15 protein-coding genes and 1 pseudogene are annotated in these 16372 nt (G+C 62.5%); 10 read left to right on the top strand and 6 right to left on the bottom strand.

Going from position 1 to position 16372, the window contains the following annotated elements; translation table 11 throughout:
* The first annotated feature begins 12 nt into the window (after positions 1-12).
* Together LOY26_RS20095 and LOY26_RS20090 are read left to right on the top strand one after the other, a co-directional pair.
* Entirely contained in the window at positions 13-786 is a 774-nt protein-coding gene (locus LOY26_RS20095; RefSeq protein WP_033699748.1) for a class II glutamine amidotransferase, read from the top strand.
* A gap of 9 nt (positions 787-795) precedes the next feature.
* A complete protein-coding gene (locus tag LOY26_RS20090) occupies positions 796-1317 on the top strand; it encodes a DUF2937 family protein (RefSeq protein WP_258714035.1) in 522 nt (173 codons plus the stop codon).
* A gap of 64 nt (positions 1318-1381) precedes the next feature.
* Here LOY26_RS20090 and LOY26_RS20085 read toward each other — a convergent pair.
* Positions 1382-2298, bottom strand: a pseudogene (locus LOY26_RS20085) (LysR family transcriptional regulator).
* Positions 2299-2429: 131 nt separating this feature from the next.
* Here LOY26_RS20085 and LOY26_RS20080 point away from each other — a divergent pair.
* The 5 genes from LOY26_RS20080 to LOY26_RS20060 all read left to right on the top strand — a co-directional run bounded on the left by LOY26_RS20080 (position 2430) and on the right by LOY26_RS20060 (position 7036).
* Positions 2430-3716, top strand: a complete 1287-nt coding sequence (locus LOY26_RS20080) for an MFS transporter (RefSeq protein ID WP_186658470.1) — start codon at positions 2430-2432, stop codon at positions 3714-3716.
* Between the two features lie 9 nt (positions 3717-3725).
* Positions 3726-4505: a 5-oxoprolinase subunit PxpA gene (locus LOY26_RS20075; protein WP_033699740.1), complete on the top strand. Its 780-nt coding sequence runs from the start codon at positions 3726-3728 to the stop codon at positions 4503-4505.
* Positions 4502-5197 carry a 5-oxoprolinase subunit PxpB gene (gene pxpB / locus LOY26_RS20070; protein ID WP_186658485.1) on the top strand — a complete coding sequence of 232 codons (696 nt, stop codon included), beginning with the start codon at positions 4502-4504 and terminating at the stop codon, positions 5195-5197. The genes LOY26_RS20075 and pxpB overlap by 4 nt, the downstream gene beginning before the upstream one ends.
* Positions 5194-6111 carry a biotin-dependent carboxyltransferase family protein gene (locus LOY26_RS20065; RefSeq protein ID WP_258714034.1) on the top strand — a complete coding sequence of 306 codons (918 nt, stop codon included), beginning with the start codon at positions 5194-5196 and terminating at the stop codon, positions 6109-6111. The genes pxpB and LOY26_RS20065 overlap by 4 nt, the downstream gene beginning before the upstream one ends.
* A gap of 145 nt (positions 6112-6256) precedes the next feature.
* Entirely contained in the window at positions 6257-7036 is a 780-nt protein-coding gene (locus tag LOY26_RS20060; RefSeq protein ID WP_186666493.1) for an RHS repeat-associated core domain-containing protein, read from the top strand.
* Positions 7037-7081: 45 nt separating this feature from the next.
* Here the strand turns inward: LOY26_RS20060 and LOY26_RS20055 are convergent, their stop codons facing one another.
* From LOY26_RS20055 to LOY26_RS20045, 3 genes are all read right to left on the bottom strand, one after another.
* Positions 7082-8260, bottom strand: a complete 1179-nt coding sequence (locus tag LOY26_RS20055; RefSeq protein WP_186658493.1) for a VWA domain-containing protein — start codon at positions 8258-8260, stop codon at positions 7082-7084.
* A 12-nt stretch (positions 8261-8272) separates the two neighbouring features.
* Complete coding sequence (locus LOY26_RS20050) at positions 8273-9118, bottom strand: MoxR family ATPase (protein WP_027594591.1); 846 nt, start codon at positions 9116-9118, stop codon at positions 8273-8275.
* A gap of 195 nt (positions 9119-9313) precedes the next feature.
* Entirely contained in the window at positions 9314-10387 is a 1074-nt protein-coding gene (locus tag LOY26_RS20045) for a DUF748 domain-containing protein (protein ID WP_186658495.1), read from the bottom strand.
* Between the two features lie 133 nt (positions 10388-10520).
* Here LOY26_RS20045 and cysK point away from each other — a divergent pair, with 133 nt between their 5' ends.
* A complete protein-coding gene (gene cysK, locus LOY26_RS20040; protein ID WP_033699727.1) occupies positions 10521-11495 on the top strand; it encodes a cysteine synthase A in 975 nt (324 codons plus the stop codon).
* A gap of 172 nt (positions 11496-11667) precedes the next feature.
* A complete protein-coding gene (locus LOY26_RS20035) occupies positions 11668-12603 on the top strand; it encodes an aspartyl/asparaginyl beta-hydroxylase domain-containing protein (RefSeq protein WP_186658498.1) in 936 nt (311 codons plus the stop codon).
* Between the two features lie 359 nt (positions 12604-12962).
* On the opposite strand, the gene LOY26_RS20030 is transcribed toward LOY26_RS20035, so the two are convergent.
* Both LOY26_RS20030 and azu read right to left on the bottom strand, forming a co-directional pair.
* On the bottom strand, positions 12963-14615 hold the full coding sequence (locus LOY26_RS20030; protein ID WP_095063770.1) for a cyclic peptide export ABC transporter: 1653 nt from the start codon (positions 14613-14615) through the stop codon (positions 12963-12965).
* A 46-nt stretch (positions 14616-14661) separates the two neighbouring features.
* On the bottom strand, positions 14662-15114 hold the full coding sequence (azu, locus tag LOY26_RS20025) for an azurin (protein WP_258714033.1): 453 nt from the start codon (positions 15112-15114) through the stop codon (positions 14662-14664).
* Positions 15115-15295: 181 nt separating this feature from the next.
* On the opposite strand from azu, the gene LOY26_RS20020 reads away from it, so the two are divergent.
* Entirely contained in the window at positions 15296-16279 is a 984-nt protein-coding gene (locus tag LOY26_RS20020; protein WP_033699720.1) for a TauD/TfdA family dioxygenase, read from the top strand.
* The last annotated feature ends 93 nt before the right edge of the window (positions 16280-16372 follow it).

Below are 16372 nucleotides of genomic sequence, written 5' to 3'. Positions count from 1 at the left end.
GGAGACACGCGCATGTGCGAACTGCTGGGCATGAGTGCCAACGTCCCCACCGACATCGTTTTCAGTTTCACCGGCCTGATGCAGCGCGGTGGCCGCACCGGCCCGCACCGTGATGGCTGGGGCATCGGCTTCTATGAGGGGCGCGGCCTGCGCCTGTTCCAGGACCCGGCGGCGAGCAGCGAGTCGGAAGTGGCCAACCTGGTGCAGCGGTACCCGATCAAGAGCGAAGTGGTCATCGGCCATATCCGCCAGGCCAATGTCGGCAGGGTTTGCCTGTCCAACACCCACCCGTTCGTGCGCGAAATGTGGGGCCGCAACTGGTGCTTTGCGCATAACGGCCAATTGGGTGAGTTCAAGGGTGAAGCCACCTTCTACCGGCCTGTGGGTGACACCGACAGCGAAGCGGCCTTCTGCGACCTGCTCAACCGCATTCGTGCAGCGTTCCCAGAGCCGGTCGCCGTGGAACAGCTGCTGCCGGTGCTGGTCGAAGCCTGTGCCGGCTACCGTGGCAAGGGCGTGTTCAACTGCATGCTCAGCGATGGCGACTGGCTGTTCTGCTTCTGCTCGACCAAGCTGGTGCACATCACCCGTCGCGCACCCTTTGGCGCTGCAAGGTTGAAGGATGTCGACCTGATCGTCGATTTTCACACCGAAACGACCCCCAATGACGTGGTCACGGTGATTGCCACCGAGGCCCTGACCGAGAACGAGACCTGGCAGCGTTACGCGCCGGGTCAATGGGCACTGTGGCGGCACGGAGAGTGCGTTGCGCAAGGCCAGAGCTAAGGACGCTGCATGTTCAGAAGTTACCTGCGGTTGTTGCTGTTCACGTTCGGCCTGCTGGCCGGTATCCAGGTTCCGGGGCTGATCAACGACTACAGCCAGCGGGTCGAGGCGCACCTGTTCGAGTCGCGCCAGGCGCTTGATGGCTTCAAGCAGACTGCCGAACGCTTCTTCAATGGCGACCTGCAGGCATTGCTGCGGCATTACCGCAGCAGTGACGACCCGGTGTTCAACAGTGATGCCAACAGCATCGAAAGCCTGATGATCCGCAATGAACTGCTGGAAAACGAATGGCAGGCGTTGCAGGGTTCGTGGGCCAGCCGCACCTGGCATGTGCTGGTGCAGCCAGACCCGCAAATGCGTGAAGAAACGCTGAAGGGCTACAGCTACCAGATACTGCTGGTGCCGGAAGCGATTGGCTGGGGCCTTGGTGCCGGGTTTGTGCTGGCCTTCGTGGTCGAGAGCCTGTTGCTTGCCATTGGCTGGGTAATCATGGGCGGGCGGCGCAGGGTGGTGAAGGAAAGCTGGCGCTGAGGTTGCACCGGGCTCTGGCGGTTGCTTGGGGCCTCATGGACACAGCATAACCAATGGCAAGCACCTAAGGTGCAACCAGCACAATTCTCTGAGCCCCCACATCCCGCGCATACTGGTCCAGCACCTGCCGGCAAACCCCTACCACCTCATCCACCAATGCCACGCCGGTCTGCCAGGCCACCACCAGTTCCAGGCTCGGGGGGGTTGCAAGCCCTCCAGCAGCACCAACTCACCAAGGCCCAGCTCCGTATCCACCAGCGCCGGTGGCAGCGCACCGATCGCGAAGCCATCACGCAGTAGCCGGGTAATCGCCGCCACCGAGTTCACGCAATTCAAGCGCGGTGTTTGCACCCCGGCGCCCTGCAGCAGGCTGAGTACCTCCTGATGCGGCCGCGAGTTCTTCGAAAAGGTCACAATGCGCTCGCGGCCAAGCTCGGCCAGCGAGGCATAATCGCGCTGCTGGAGCGAGCCTGCAGCGACGATCCAGCCCATCGGGTAGCGCGCCAGGTCCAGGCTGCGGATCGACTGTTCGCGCAACAGGTCGGTCTGCAGGATCACATCGAGAAAGCCTTTTTGCAGCTGCTCGCGCAGGTTCAGCGCGGTATCGGCCACCAGCTCGATCTCAACCTGCGGGTAGCGTTCGGTCAACGCGGCCACCAGCGCGCTCATCCAGGTGTGGATCACCGTGTCCATCACGCCGATGCGGATACGCCCGACCTTGGCCCGGTCGCTGTCCAGCGACTGCTTCATGGCCTTGGCGGTGTCGAGCATACGCTCGGCGTACTCCAGCACCTTGCTGCCCTCTGGGGTCAGGCTGACGCCGCGTGAATCGCGCAGCAGCAGTTTGACGCCCAGGTCAGCCTCCAGCGCGGCGATGCGGCTGGAGACCGAGGCCTGGGTGGTGAACAGCTTTTCTGCCGTCAGACGGAAGCTCTTGAGCCGGGCGACCCAGACGAAGGTTTCGAGAAAGCGAAGGTTCATGATCAGTTTTTCTTGTTCCAGACCGGGGGTTTTTCTCGTTGGACGCAAGCCGCGCGGCCTCTGAACAATGTTGCCCAGGCCGCGACGCATCTGGTCGCCCCATAAAACAATACCAACAAGCCGAGGCAAGCATGAACCCCACCGGCGTGCAGCAGCAGGTCGCTACACCTCCTTCGACCGGGCCCTTCGCCTGGTATCGCGACATCGACAAACAGCAACGGCGTACTTTCTGGAGCTGCAAGATCGGCTATGGCCTGGACGGCATGGACACGCAGATGCTCAGCTTCGTCATCCCCACGCTGATCCTGATTTGGGGCATCAGCACCGCCGAGGCCGGGCTGATCCACACCAGCACCCTGATCGCCTCGGCTGTCGGCGGCTGGGTCGCCGGCATCCTCTCCGACCGCATCGGCCGTGTTCGCACCCTGCAACTGACGGTGCTGTGGTTCGCGTTCTTCACCTTCCTGTGCGGCTTTGCGCAAAGCTACGAGCAACTGTTGATCGCCCGTACCCTGATGGGCTTTGGCTTTGGCGGCGAATGGACGGCGGGTGCGGTGCTGATCGGTGAAGTGATCCGCGCCGAGCACCGCGGCAAGGCCGTGGGCATGGTGCAGTCGGGCTGGGCGCTCGGCTGGGGCCTGACGGCGATCCTCTATGCCTTGCTGTTCTCCTACCTGCCACCCGAGCAGGCCTGGCGTGCGTTGTTCCTGCTGGGCATCGTGCCGGCCGTGTTCGTGATCTTCGTGCGCCGCCTGGTCAAGGACCCCGAGGTGTACCGCGAGGCCAAGGCCGCTGAAAAGGCCGAGGCGCCGTCGCACTTCTACGAAATTTTCGCCCCTGGCATGCTCTGGACCACCGTACGCGCTTCTTTGCTGACCACCGGTGCGCTGGGCGGCTACTACGCGATCACCTCGTGGCTGCCGACCTTTCTCAAGAACGAACGTGGCCTGAGCGTGCTGGGCACTGGTGGCTACCTGGCGATGGTGATCGTGGGGTCTTACATCGGCTATGTGGTCAGCGCTTATTTGTCTGACCTGCTGGGGCGCAAGAAAAACTTCATCCTGTTCGCCGTGGGCTCGTTCGTCATCGTGCTGCTGTACACGCAGATGCCGGTCAGCGATGGCGTGATGCTGTGGCTGGGCTTCCCGCTGGGTTTCTTTGCCTCGGGCATTTTCAGCGGCATGGGGGCCTTCCTGACCGAATTGTTCCCCACGCGCATCCGCGGCTCGGGGCAGGGCTTTTGCTACAACATCGGCAAGGTCATCGCTGCGCTGTTCCCGTTGCTGATCGGCATGCTCGGCGAGAAGGTGCCGCTGGGGCTGGGTATTGGCGTGTTCTCTGCGGTGTCGTATGGCGTGGTCATTCTGGCAGCGCTCAGCCTGCCGGAAACACGCGGCAAACAACTCCAGTCACGGTAAGGTAGGCCTATGAACATCGACAAGGGAGTCCGTGTGGTGGAACGCCTGCTTCTCAATTGCGACATGGGCGAAAGTTTCGGCAGTTGGCGCATGGGCCTGGACGCCGAGGTGATGCCGTATATCGATTGCGCCAACATCGCCTGCGGCTACCATGCCGGTGACCCCGGCATCATGCGCCGCACGGTGGAAATGGCCCTGGCGCATGGGGTGACCATCGGCGCGCATCCGGCCTACCCGGACCTGGTTGGCTTCGGCCGCCGCGCCATGGCCTGTAGCCAGGACGAAATCCGCGACCTGTTGCACTACCAGATCGGTGCGCTGGACGGCATCTGCAAGGTGCTCGGCGGCCGGGTGGCCTACGTCAAACCCCATGGTGCGCTGTACAACGACATGATGGCCGACCCGCTCAAGCTGCGCGCCGTGCTCGAAGCCGTGGCGGCCTACGACAGCAGCCTGCCGCTGATGCTCATGGCCACCGCCGATAACCGTGCAGCCCAGGCCCTGGGCGACGAAATTGGCGTGCCGCTGTGGTTCGAGGCCTTTGCCGACCGGGCCTACACCGCCAGCGGCCACCTGGTGTCGCGGCGCCTGCCTGGCGCCGTGCATCACGACCCGGCGCTGGTGGTCGAGCAGGCGCTGCGCCTGGCCCGTGGCGAAGCGCTGGTGGCGGACGATGGCAGTGCGCTGCACCTGCAGGCCAGCACCCTGTGCGTGCACGGCGACAACGACAGTTCAGTGGCGGCGGTGCGGCAGATCCGCCAAGCCCTCGATGCGCTGGAGCGGGCATGAAGCTGCGCATTGAAGTGGTCGCCATCGACAGCCTGATGGTGCGCCTGTTCGACACCATCGACGAAGCCAACATGCCGTGGATCCTCGCGGCCTGCCAGCGCTTGCGTGCAGCCTTCGGCGAGCGGTTGATCGAGCTGGTGCCGTCCTACACCACCTTGATGGTGCAATACGACGGGGCGCCGAGCACGGCGAGGGCGTTGATCGCCCAGGCGCTGGAGGGGCTGCAGCCTGATGCAGGCAACAGTGGTCGGCGCCATGAGATTGCGGTGTGGTACCACGCCAGTGTCGGCCCCGAGCTGCCTGCCTTGGCCAGCCGAAGCGGGCTGACCGAGGCCGAGGTGGTTCGCTTGCACACCGGGCGCGAGTACCCGGTTTTCGCCCTGGGCTTTGCGCCGGGCTTCGGCTTCATGGGGCTGGTGGACGAACGCCTGGCCACGCCGCGCCTGAGCACCCCTCGCAAGCGCGTGGCGGCTGGCAGCGTGGGCATTGCCGAGCGCCAGACCGCCGCTTACCCGGCGGTATCGCCAGGCGGCTGGAACCTGATCGGGCGCACCCCGGTACGCCTGTTCGACCGTGAGCGCGAGGGCTACAGCCTGTTGCAACCGGGCGACCGGGTGCGCTTCGTGGCCGTATCCCACGCCGAGTTCATGGCGTTGGGCGGAGATGACAGCCCGCTGGAGGCACAGGCATGACGCAGTTGAAGATCGAAGCCAGCACCGCGCTGTGCCAGTTGCAGGATGCCGGGCGCTTTGGCTTGCGTCACCTGGGCGTGACCCAAGGTGGGGCGCTGGACTGGGTGGCGATGCACTGGGCCAACTGGCTGCTGGGCAATCCGCTGGGGGCGCCGGTGATCGAGGTAGCGCTGGGCGGATTCAGCGTGGTGGCTGAGCAGGATTGCGTACTGGCCTTGGCGGGCGCCGATCTGGATGCGCGGGTCGATGAACAGCCCCTGGCACCGTGGCGCAGTTTTGCCCTGGCCAAAGGTCAGCGCCTTACCCTGAAGCAGCCCAAGCAGGGCGTGCGGGCCTATCTTGCAGCCCCGGGCGGGTTCCAGGCAGAGTCTGTGCTGGGCAGTTGCGCCACGGTTGTCCGTGAAGCGCTGGGCGGCATTGATGGGCGCGGGGAAGCGCTGGGCAAAGGGCAGGTGCTCGCGTTTGCGGGTTCAGCACCGGCCCTGCGTGAAGTGCCCGAAGCGTTGCGACCCGTGTATTCGGCAAAGCCTGTGCTCGACCTGGTGATGGGCGCGCAGATTGGTGACTTCAGCGGTATGAGCCTGTTTGAAGCCTTCAACAGTGATTGGACTTTAGACAGCCGAGCAGACCGCATGGGTATCCGATTGCTTGGGCCACAGCTGGTCTATCAGAGTGCGGCGATGATCTCCGAAGGGATCCCGCTCGGAGCGGTGCAGGTGCCGCCAGATGGGCAGCCGATTGTGCTGCTCAATGACAGGCAGACCATTGGTGGGTACCCGCGGTTGGGGGCGTTGACGCCGTTGGCGTTGGCGCAACTGGCGCAGTGTATGCCGGGGGCGGCTGTGCGGCTTAGGGCAGTGGTTCAGGAAATGGCGTGGCAAGAGCATCAGGCCTGGGGCAAACGCTGGCAATGAGATGGGCTGACTGGCATTTTTACCAGTTGCCCAGTGCTGGCACTAACTCAATACTGGGCCGTAGCGATTCATAGGGTTGAACTTAACCTTATGACGAGGGGGATAATTCAATCCTCGGTCAGTGTGTGAAGCGCATGGGGGGGCGATGAAACTAGCAAACGATGCGAGACCTGTGGTTTACACGGCTTATGGTTTCAGCAAGCAGCATGCACCGTGGGTGAGTTTCAATGGTCAGCGGTATGATTTCATGACCGGGTGTTATCCACTGGGCAATGGCCATAGAAATTTTAGCCCTCTATTGATGCGCTTTTTGTCGCCGGATGCCCTCAGCCCCTTTGCCCAAGGTGGTCGCAACGCCTATGGATACTGTCTGGGCGACCCCATAAACGGTGATGATCCCACCGGTCGTATGCCCCGTTTCGCTAAAGTGATTGGTGAAGTATTTTTCGGTAGACCTTCAAACGCGCAGCGACAGGAACAAACGAAGTTGTGGTTAAGTCAACGCTTGCAAGAAGAGAGACGTCAAGCAGGCGTTAATTTTTCTGAATTTGAACGCCTGTTAGGTCTGGAGGACCCAAAGTACAAGCGTCCTAGAATGATTGCCCACTTGAAGGCCCTTCCGGATAATTTATTCGAGCGTAGTAAGGCACGTTTAAAGTTGGTCAGAGAAACTATTTCTTTGTTGGAAGCAGCAGAATTTATTGAGAGCGGTACAATGCTTAGTCAGCCAATACCTGAAGGTATCTTGCCGTCCGATGTTGAGAGACTGAATCATTATCTTCAGGCTGCTTGGAGGTCTCAAGAGCCAGGCACAAGTGAGAGGGCGCGGATATCCCTGGTTGCTTTGCAGATGGCCTATGGAAGGCTGGCAGGTGAGACTAACAAGTTGCTTAATAAAAACCTACAGTATTTGCGTCGAGCCTAATAGGTGCACGGGGCTGCGAAAACCCACCGCAGGGGTGGGTTTTTTCTATTTCGACAGATACCGCATCCCATCCTCCAACCCCTGCAAGGTCAGCGGATACATCTTGTCCTCGATCAAATCCCGCACCAAATGCGTGGACGCGGTGTAGTCCCACGCCTGTTTCGGGTAGGGATTGATCCAGATGATCTTCTTGAATTTCTCCATGAAGCGCTGCATCCACACATACCCGGCTTCTTCGTTCCAGTGCTCGACGCTGCCACCGGGCTGGGTGATCTCGTAGGGCGCCATGGCCGCGTCGCCGACGAACACCACTTTGTAGTCATCGCCGTACTTGTGCAGCAGGTCGAAGGTGGAGAACCGCTCCGACGTACGCCGCAGGTTGTTCTTCCACACCGACTCATACACGAAGTTATGGAAGTAGTAATACTCCAGGTGCTTGAACTCGGTCTTGCAGGCCGAAAACAGCTCTTCGCAGACTTTGACGTGGGCATCCATCGAGCCGCCGATGTCGAACAGCAACAGCAGCTTCACGGTGTTGCGTCGCTCCGGGCGCATCTGGATGTTCAGCAGCCCGGCGTCGCGGGCGGTGTGGTCGATGGTGCCGTCGATATCCAGCTCTTCAGCCGCGCCTTCCCGGGCAAACTTGCGCAGCCGGCGCAGGGCCAGCTTGATGTTGCGCGTGCCCAGCTCGACCTGGTCGTCGAGGTTCTTGTACTCGCGCTGGTCCCACACCTTGACCGCCTTGCCCTGGCGCTGGCCGGCCTCGCCCACGCGGATGCCTTCGGGGTTGAAACCGCCCGAACCGAACGGGCTGGTGCCGCCGGTGCCGATCCACTTGTTGCCGCCGGCGTGGCGTTCCTTTTGCTCTTCGAGGCGCTTCTTGAATGCCTCGATCAGCTTGTCCAGCCCGCCCAGGGACTGGATCTGCGCACGCTCCTCATCCGTCAGCGAGCGCTCGAATTCCTTGCGTAGCCAGTCTTCGGGGATCAGCGCTTCGAGGTGGCGGTCGAGGTTTTCCAGGCCTTTGAAGTAGGCGGAAAAGGCCCGGTCGAACTTGTCGAAATGGCGCTCGTCCTTCACCAGGATGGCCCGCGCCAGGTAGTAGAACTCGTCCATGTCGGCGAACACCACGCGTTGCTGCAGGGCGTTCAGCAGGTCGAGCAGTTCGCGTACCGACACCGGCACCTTGGCCGCGCGCATTTCGTTGAACAGGTTGAGCAGCATGACCGGCTCCTGTCAGCGGTTGCCGCGCCGGCTCATGAAGGCCAGGCGCTCGAGCAGCTGCACGTCCTGCTCGTTCTTTACCAGGGCGCCTGCCAGCGGCGGGATGGCTTTGGTCGGGTCACGCTCGCGCAGTACCGCTTCGCCGATGTTGTCGGCCATCAGCAGCTTGAGCCAGTCGACCAGCTCGGAGGTGGAGGGCTTTTTCTTAAGGCCCGGCACCTTGCGCACGTCGAAGAACACGTCCAGCGCCTCGCTGACCAGCGATTGCTTGATGTTCGGGTAGTGCACGTCGACGATCTGCTGCAGCGTCGCGCGGTCGGGGAAGGCGATGTAGTGGAAGAAGCAGCGGCGCAGGAAGGCGTCCGGCAGTTCTTTTTCGTTGTTCGAGGTGATGATGATGATCGGGCGTTGCTTGGCCTTGATGGTCTCGTCTGTTTCGTAGACGTAGAACTCCATCTTGTCGAGCTCTTGCAACAGGTCGTTGGGGAACTCGATGTCGGCCTTGTCGATTTCGTCGATCAGCAGAATCACCCGCTCTTCAGCCTCGAAAGCCTCCCAGAGCTTGCCCTTTTTCAGGTAGTTGCGCACATCGTGGACTTTTTCGGTACCCAGTTGCGAGTCGCGCAGGCGGCTGACCGCATCGTATTCGTAGAGGCCCTGGTGGGCCTTGGTGGTGGATTTGATGTGCCAGGTGATCAGGCGGGCGCCGAAGGAGGCGGCGAGCTGCTCGGCGAGCATGGTCTTGCCAGTGCCCGGTTCGCCTTTGACCAGCAGCGGGCGTTCGAGGGTGATGGCCGCGTTTACCGCCAGTTTCAGGTCGTCTGTGGCGACGTAGTCGCGGGTGCCTTCGAACTTCATGGGAGTGTCCTCTGCGGGGTGCCTGGGCCGTTCTCTACGCACAGAGACTGCATAACCCTGTGGGAGCGGGCTTGCCCCGCGAAAGGGTCGGCCCAGGCAACACATGTTTATCGTTTGTCAGCGACTATACCCCGGCCCCAGACGCCTGCAAACGCAGACCGGGTATTCAGTCCCTGAATGCCCCGTCACGCGCTTTCAGTCAGACTTGGGCGCAGGCTGCTCATAGCGCGCATTGAATGCCTGGACAAAGCCGTTGCGCAGTATCTGCAAGACAGCCTCGAAAGCGCTGACATCCTGCTTGTGCACGCTGCCACTAAGCTCCACGCGGGTGGCGAACTGGTTTTTCGGCTGGTTCTTCAGCACGGTTTCAGTCGCCCCCACCAATGCCTCCCACACCGAGCGGAAGAAGCCCTTGTCTTTGTCCTGCACATCCTGCTGCCAGTTGAACACATCGACATCGCGCAGCAGCGGCTTGATATAGCCATTGAGCCGCCCGTTCTCGGCCTGCGCTTCGATCACCAGGTCGCCGTGCCCGGCATTGAAATCGAACTTGCCATAGGCACTGGCGAAGTCATTGAGTTGGCGCAGCTGTATGCCGGTGGCCCGCAGGCGGAACTCGAAGTCGTCGAAGTCGCTGAAGGGGTCGAACGTGGCGCGGCTCTCGACCTTGGCATCGCCAAATAACAGGGCATGGGCGTCGAAACTGGCGTCGCGCCGGCCTTTCTCATTGCGCACGTTGGTCAGGTTGCGAATGCGCGCGTCGAGCTGGGTGGCCTTGAGGTCGACCGGCGGCTTGGAGGTGAAGTTGCGAAAGGTCAGCACGCCATCTTGAATGCGCACTTCGTTGAGGGTGATGGGCAGCAGTTTTTCCAGCTGCTGGCGCCAGTCGGTGCCCTGGCCAGTCTGCGAAGCCTGCTTGCTGCCGCCATCGACGAAGTTCAGCTCGGGCCGCACGAAGGTCACCTCGGCCACCACGGCGCGGTCGTACCACAGTGCATGCCAGCTGACCGAGAGGTCGATCAACGGCGCGTCGAGCAGCGGCACCGGGACCTTGCCGGTGGTCTTGACGATTTTCAGGCCGTTGATCTGGTACGCGCCGCGCCACCAGGCCAGGTCCACGTCAACGACCTGGCCGCGGTAGTCGCCCATGTCGGCCAGTTTGTCGTTGAGGTAGTCGCGTACCAGGTAGGGCAGGGCCAGGTGCAGGGCAACCAGCAGCACGACCAGGCTGGCCAGGCCTACCAGCGGCCAGCGGTAGCGAGCTTTCATTGTCGGCTCTCCAAGGCAGGATGTGCGGTTGACCGCAGGCGCCGCTCGGGAGTTCGAACAGGCTTTACGGGCCAACGGGGCAGGCTTACCCTTGAAGTCTTTCCCTGCTTCTTCACGTTCAAGGACCCCTGCCATGAGCCGTATCTACGCAGACAACGCCCACTCCATCGGCAACACGCCGCTGGTGCAGATCAACCGCATCGCCCCGCGTGGGGTGACCATCCTGGCCAAGATCGAAGGGCGCAACCCGGGCTACTCGGTCAAATGCCGGATCGGCGCGAACATGGTCTGGGACGCCGAGAGCAGCGGCAAGCTCAAGCCCGGCATGACCATCGTCGAGCCCACCTCGGGCAACACCGGCATTGGCCTGGCCTTCGTCGCCGCCGCCCGAGGCTACAAGCTGATCCTGACCATGCCGGCCTCGATGAGCCTGGAGCGGCGCAAGGTGCTCAAGGCGCTGGGCGCCGAGCTGGTGCTGACCGAGCCGGCCAAGGGCATGAAGGGCGCGATCGAGAAGGCCAACGAAATCGTCGCCTCCGACCCGGCCCAGTACTTCCTGCCAGGCCAGTTCGAAAACCCGGCCAACCCGGCGATCCATGAAAAAACCACCGGCCCCGAGATCTGGAACGACACCGACGGCGCAGTCGATGTGCTGGTGGCGGGTGTGGGTACGGGCGGCACCATCACTGGCGTGTCGCGCTACATCAAGCACACCCAAGGCAAGTCGATTTTGTCGGTGGCGGTGGAGCCGCTGGCCTCGCCGCTAATCAGCCAGACCCTGGCCGGTGAAGAACTCAAGCCCAGCCCGCACAAGATCCAGGGCATTGGCGCAGGCTTCGTGCCGAAAAACCTCGACCTCTCCATCGTCGACCAGGTCGAGACGGTGACCGACGAAGAGTCCAAGGCCATGGCCATCCGCCTGATGCAGGAGGAGGGCATTCTGTGCGGTATTTCCTGTGGCGCAGCAATGGCGGCAGCGGTGCGCCTGGCTGAAAAACCGGAGATGCAGGGTAAGACCATCGTCGTAATTTTGCCCGACTCGGGCGAGCGTTACCTGTCGAGCATGCTGTTCAGCGACCTGTTCAGCGAGCAGGAAAACCAGCAGTAAACGCCCCGTCCGCTGACCAGGCGCAACACTCGGTGATCCGGTTTATTGCAAAATCTTCATGACTCAGATCCCGCCCAGGTTGTTTGTACCGGGGCGGGATGGGTTTATGATGGCCGGATGATTTTTTTGGGAGCAGGCAGCGCAGGCCTGTTTCCTTTCCAAGGAGTGTTGCATGACCTTTTCCTTTGCAGCCAAGGCGGGTGTCCTGCTGGTGTTTTTCGGCAGCGTGCTCTTCGTGCACCTGCGCGGCAAGGCGCGCCTGCCGGTGCTGCGCCAGTTCGTCAACCATTCGGCGCTGTTCGCCCCGTATAACGCCCTGATGTACCTGTTCTCCGGCGTGCCGTCCAAGCCCTACCTGGACCGCCAGCGCTTCCCCGAGCTGGATGTGCTGAAAGACAACTGGCAGGACATCCGCGAAGAGGCCATGCGCCTGTTCGACGAGGGCTATATCCGCGCTGCTGAAAAAGACAACGACGCAGGCTTTGGTTCGTTCTTCAAGAAGGGCTGGAAGCGCTTCTACCTGAAGTGGTACGACAAACCGCTGCCATCGGCCGAAGCCCTGTGCCCGCGCACCGTCGAGCTGGTCAGCAGCATCCCCAACGTCAAGGGCGCGATGTTCGCCCTGCTGCCAGGCGGCAGCCACCTGAACCCGCACCGCGATCCGTTCGCCGGCTCCTTGCGCTATCACCTGGGCTTGGCCACACCTAACTCCGATGCTTGCCGCATCTACGTCGACGGTGAGGAATACGCCTGGCGTGACGGTGAGGATGTGATGTTCGACGAAACCTACGTGCACTGGGTCAAGAACGAAACCGACGTCACTCGCGTGATCCTGTTCTGCGACATCGAACGCCCGCTGAGCAGCTCGCTGATGACCCGCATCAACCGCCAGGTCAGCGCCTTCCTCGGCCGCGCCACCGCGCCGCAGAACACCGACGACGAGCGCGTTGGCGGGATCAACCAGGCGTATGCCTGGAGCAAGCGCTTCAGCAACAATATCAGCGGCCATGTGAAGCAGTTCAAGCGCGCCAATCCGAAGGCTTACCGCATTCTGCGGCCGGTGTTGGCGGTGGTGGTGGCGTATCTGTTGTATCGCTGGTTGTTCTGACTTCTACTCGCCTGCAGCGCCAGGCGGGGCTGGCGCTTGCGGGGCGTGTTCAGCCAGCCCTTGTAATGCACCATCAGTGCGGATATAGAGGGTTGACCAGTTGGCGGACTGACGGGCCTTTCGCGAAATGTTGTGGGCGGATGGCTGCGATGTGTTCGTCGGGCGCTAGGGTGAAGGCAACTATGTGCCTGTCTTTAGTTTTGCAGGGGTGCCTATATCGAGCGCCGCCCGCGCGGCGCTCGATCTCCCGGGCGCTATAAATACCAAGACAAGTCCCTTGCTGCGCCCATGCATTCTCAGCGCGCACAAAAAAGGGCGGTCATTACCCTGACCGCCCCTCAAGCCCTCACAACGCTATCTCACGCCGGCTCCAGCGCCTCAACCACCTTCCCGCGGCTAAGGTGCACCACCTTGTCCGCCGTATCGAAGTACCGGTCATCATGCGAAATCACGATGATGGTCTTGCCCAGCCGCTTCAGGTCCGGCAGCAGCTCGGTATAGAACACCCGGCGGAAGGTCGGGTCCTGGTCGGCCGCCCACTCGTCGAACACCAGCACCGGCCGGCCATCCAGCCATGCATTGACCAGCGCCAGGCGCTTGCGCTGCCCGGTCGACAGGTCGGTGGTGGTAAACGCGCCATCGCGCACGCTGACCTTGTGCGCAATCTCCAGCCGCTCCAGATAGCGCGTGGCATCACTCGGCAGGCTGTGCTCGTGCTCGGGCAGGTCTTCGAACAGGTAGTAATCGGCGAACACGGTGGTGAACAGCTGGCGATAATCGTCCAGCCCTTCCGGCCCGACTGCCACGCCGTTCAGGCGCACTTCGCCGCGCTGCGGGGTATACAGGCCCAGCAGCAGCTTGATCAGCGAGGTCTTGCCGCAGCCGTTCTCACCGACGATGAACAGAATCTCGCCCGGCTCGATGCTCAGGTTCACCGGCCCCACGCGAAACGGTTCTTTGCCGTCCACCGGTGGGTAGGCGTATTCGACATTGTGCAGCTCCAGGTGGGCGCTGCCCGGGGCGCTGCGTTTGACCGGCTGGTCCAGCAGCAGGTGCGGTTCGGGCGAGGAGAAGCGCTCGGACAGGTCGGCGATGCGGCGGAACGCCACCTGGGCGCGGCCGAGAATAGGCAGGTTGCCGATCAGCGTCTCCAGCGGGCCTTTCATGTACAGCAGCACCAGCACGAAGCCGCTCATCACCGCTGGGTCGTTGCTCGGCCACAGCGATTGCAAGGCCAGGGTCAGGCCGATGACCACGAAGAACAGCATCGAACCCAGGCTCTTGGCTGCCACGAAAATGTTGATGGAGCGGATGTGGGTGTTGGCGATGAAGTCCGCCGTGCCCTGAATATTGCGGGTCAGCATGGCGTGGCGGCGGCGGCGGTCGATGCGCAGCTCCTTGGCGCCTTCGGCGATCGCCGAGTAGTGCTTTTGCAGGTTGTCCTCGGCGTCGCGGGCGGCGTTGAAGCCGGCCACGCCTTTTTGCCGGGCGACATACTGAATCGCGCTGCCAATGCCGATCGCCACCAGGGTGATGAGGAAGATCGGCCACGACAGCCAGGCCAAGTAGGCCATGCAGCCGATCACAGTGGTGAGTGAGATCGCTAGCGGCGCGAAGGCGAAGGCGAAGTCGCTGATGGTGTCGACGTCGCGGGTCAGCACCGGGATCAGGCGGTGGGTGCGGTAGCGCTCGATCTGCTCGATGGGCGCAGACAGCACCTTGGCGCCCAGGTCTTTGCGCAGCCGGGCAATGACCTTCTGGCCGACGTAGTTGGTGCCGCTGTCGGCGGCCACGCTGCTCACCAGTGCCAGCACGCACAGGCCGGCGAAGGCCAGGATCACACCCTGGCTCATGCCGTCGGCGGCATGCAGGCCCTGGTTGACGGTGGCCAGCAGCGCGGTCACGGCCAAGCCGCCGACCATGCCCAGCAGCACCGAGACGATGACCGCCGGGCGGTAGGGTTTCAGCAGGCCCAGCAATTCGCGGATGGCCCCGGGGGAAGACGTTTTCATGAAGCGCGATCTCGGTGATGGAGTGGGGGTGGGCGGCGCAGCGGGGTCAGCTCCCGAGGGCCAGGGTGCCCTTCATCAAGGTGCTGTGGAACGGGAACGAGCAGTAGAAGCTGTAGGCGGTCCCGGCCTTCAACGACCGGGTGTCGAGGGTGACGCTGTCTGTTTCACCGCCGCCGATCAGGCGGGTATGGGCGAGCACCCGGGTGTCGCCTGGCTTCACGTAATCCTGTGCCTCACCGGCCTTCAGGCCATCGTCCAGCACGCCTTGCATGTCTGCCTGGGTGCTCAGTACCCAGTTGTGGCCCATGACGCTCTTGGGCATCTGGCCGGGGTGTGCGAGGGTGATGGTGAACGACGTGCAGGCCTTGGGTACGGTGATTTCGGCCTTGTCGAAGGTCATCTGGTCGGTGCCGTGGATCTCTACGGCGCAGTCCTCGGCCGACCAGGCCACGGCAGGGGCCGCAGCAAGCAGGGCGAGGAGCAGAAGCTGGCGAGTCATGTAAGGTTCCTGGACGATAAAAGGGTGCACATCGTTCAGACGAACCGGCGCGCGTTCGCTTTACCTTGTGAGTGGGGGCGGGTGAATTTCTGCCGGGCACGCTCGTTCATCTAGTCAGGCGCCCTGATGGCGCAGCATCCGATTTCGCCGCCATGGCGGCCCTGGCTTGAGGTGACGGTACATGAGTGAATTGCTGAGCTTTGCGATCGAACCCCTGGACGCCGCCCGCGGCGACCTGCCGCTGCTGGTGCGCGCGCCAGAGCCCGGCATCGACCTGCTCGACGCATTCGAAGAACTGAAGCCGCTGGTGGAACGCCACCTGCTGCATGCGGGCGGCATCCTGTTCAGGGGCTTCCAGGTGGGTGGGGCCGAGGCTTTCCGCCAGTTCGCTGCCGCCTTCGGCCACCCGCTGCTCAACTACGAGTTCGGCTCCACGCCGCGCAGCAACGTGACCAAAGGGGTGTACACCTCGACCGAATACCCGGCGCACCAGAGCATCCCCTTGCACAACGAACAGGCCTATACCCTCGAATGGCCGATGAAGATCTGGTTCTACAGCGTGATCCCTGCCGAGACCGGGGGCGAGACGCCGATTGCCGACAGCCGCGAGGTCTACCGGCGGATGCCGGCGCGTATTCGCGAGCGGCTGGTCGAGAAGGGGCTGATGTATGTGCGCAACTACGGTAATGGCCTGGATGTGGAGTGGTCGCAGGTGTTCAACACCGAAGACCCACGCCAGGTCGAGGCGTACTGCCGGGCGCATGCCATTGAATGCATCTGGAAGGAAGATGGCGAACTGCGCACCCGGCAGCGCTGCCAGGTGGTGGCGCGCCATCCGGTGACGGGGGAGGACGTTTGGTTCAACCAGGCGCACCTGTTCCATGTCTCGAACTTGCAGCCGGAGGTGCGGGAGTCGCTGATGGACATTGTCGAGGAGGAGGACCTGCCGCGGAATGTGTATTACGGCGATGGTTCGACCATTGAGGATTCGCTGCTCGATGAAGTGCGTGGGGTGCTGGATGAGTGCACGGTCAGTTTTCCTTGGCTGGAGAATGACGTGCTGATGCTCGACAACATGCTTGCGGCCCATGCGCGGTCGCCGTTTACCGGGAAGCGCAAGGTGGTGGTGGCGATGGCGGAGGGGTATTCGCAGGTTTTGCGTTGATTGGTTTTTTTGGGGGGGCAGGGGTGCAAACCTCAAGGCATGCACTCACCGGCCCACCCCAAATCCCCCCGCCCCTAAATCAGCCCCCCATGC

The sequence above is a fragment of the Pseudomonas sp. B21-047 genome (genome assembly GCF_024748775.1).
GTDB lineage: Bacteria > Pseudomonadota > Gammaproteobacteria > Pseudomonadales > Pseudomonadaceae > Aquipseudomonas > Aquipseudomonas capeferrum.
Note: the sequence above shows the minus strand (reverse complement) of the source record. Positions and strands in the feature narration are given on the sequence as shown.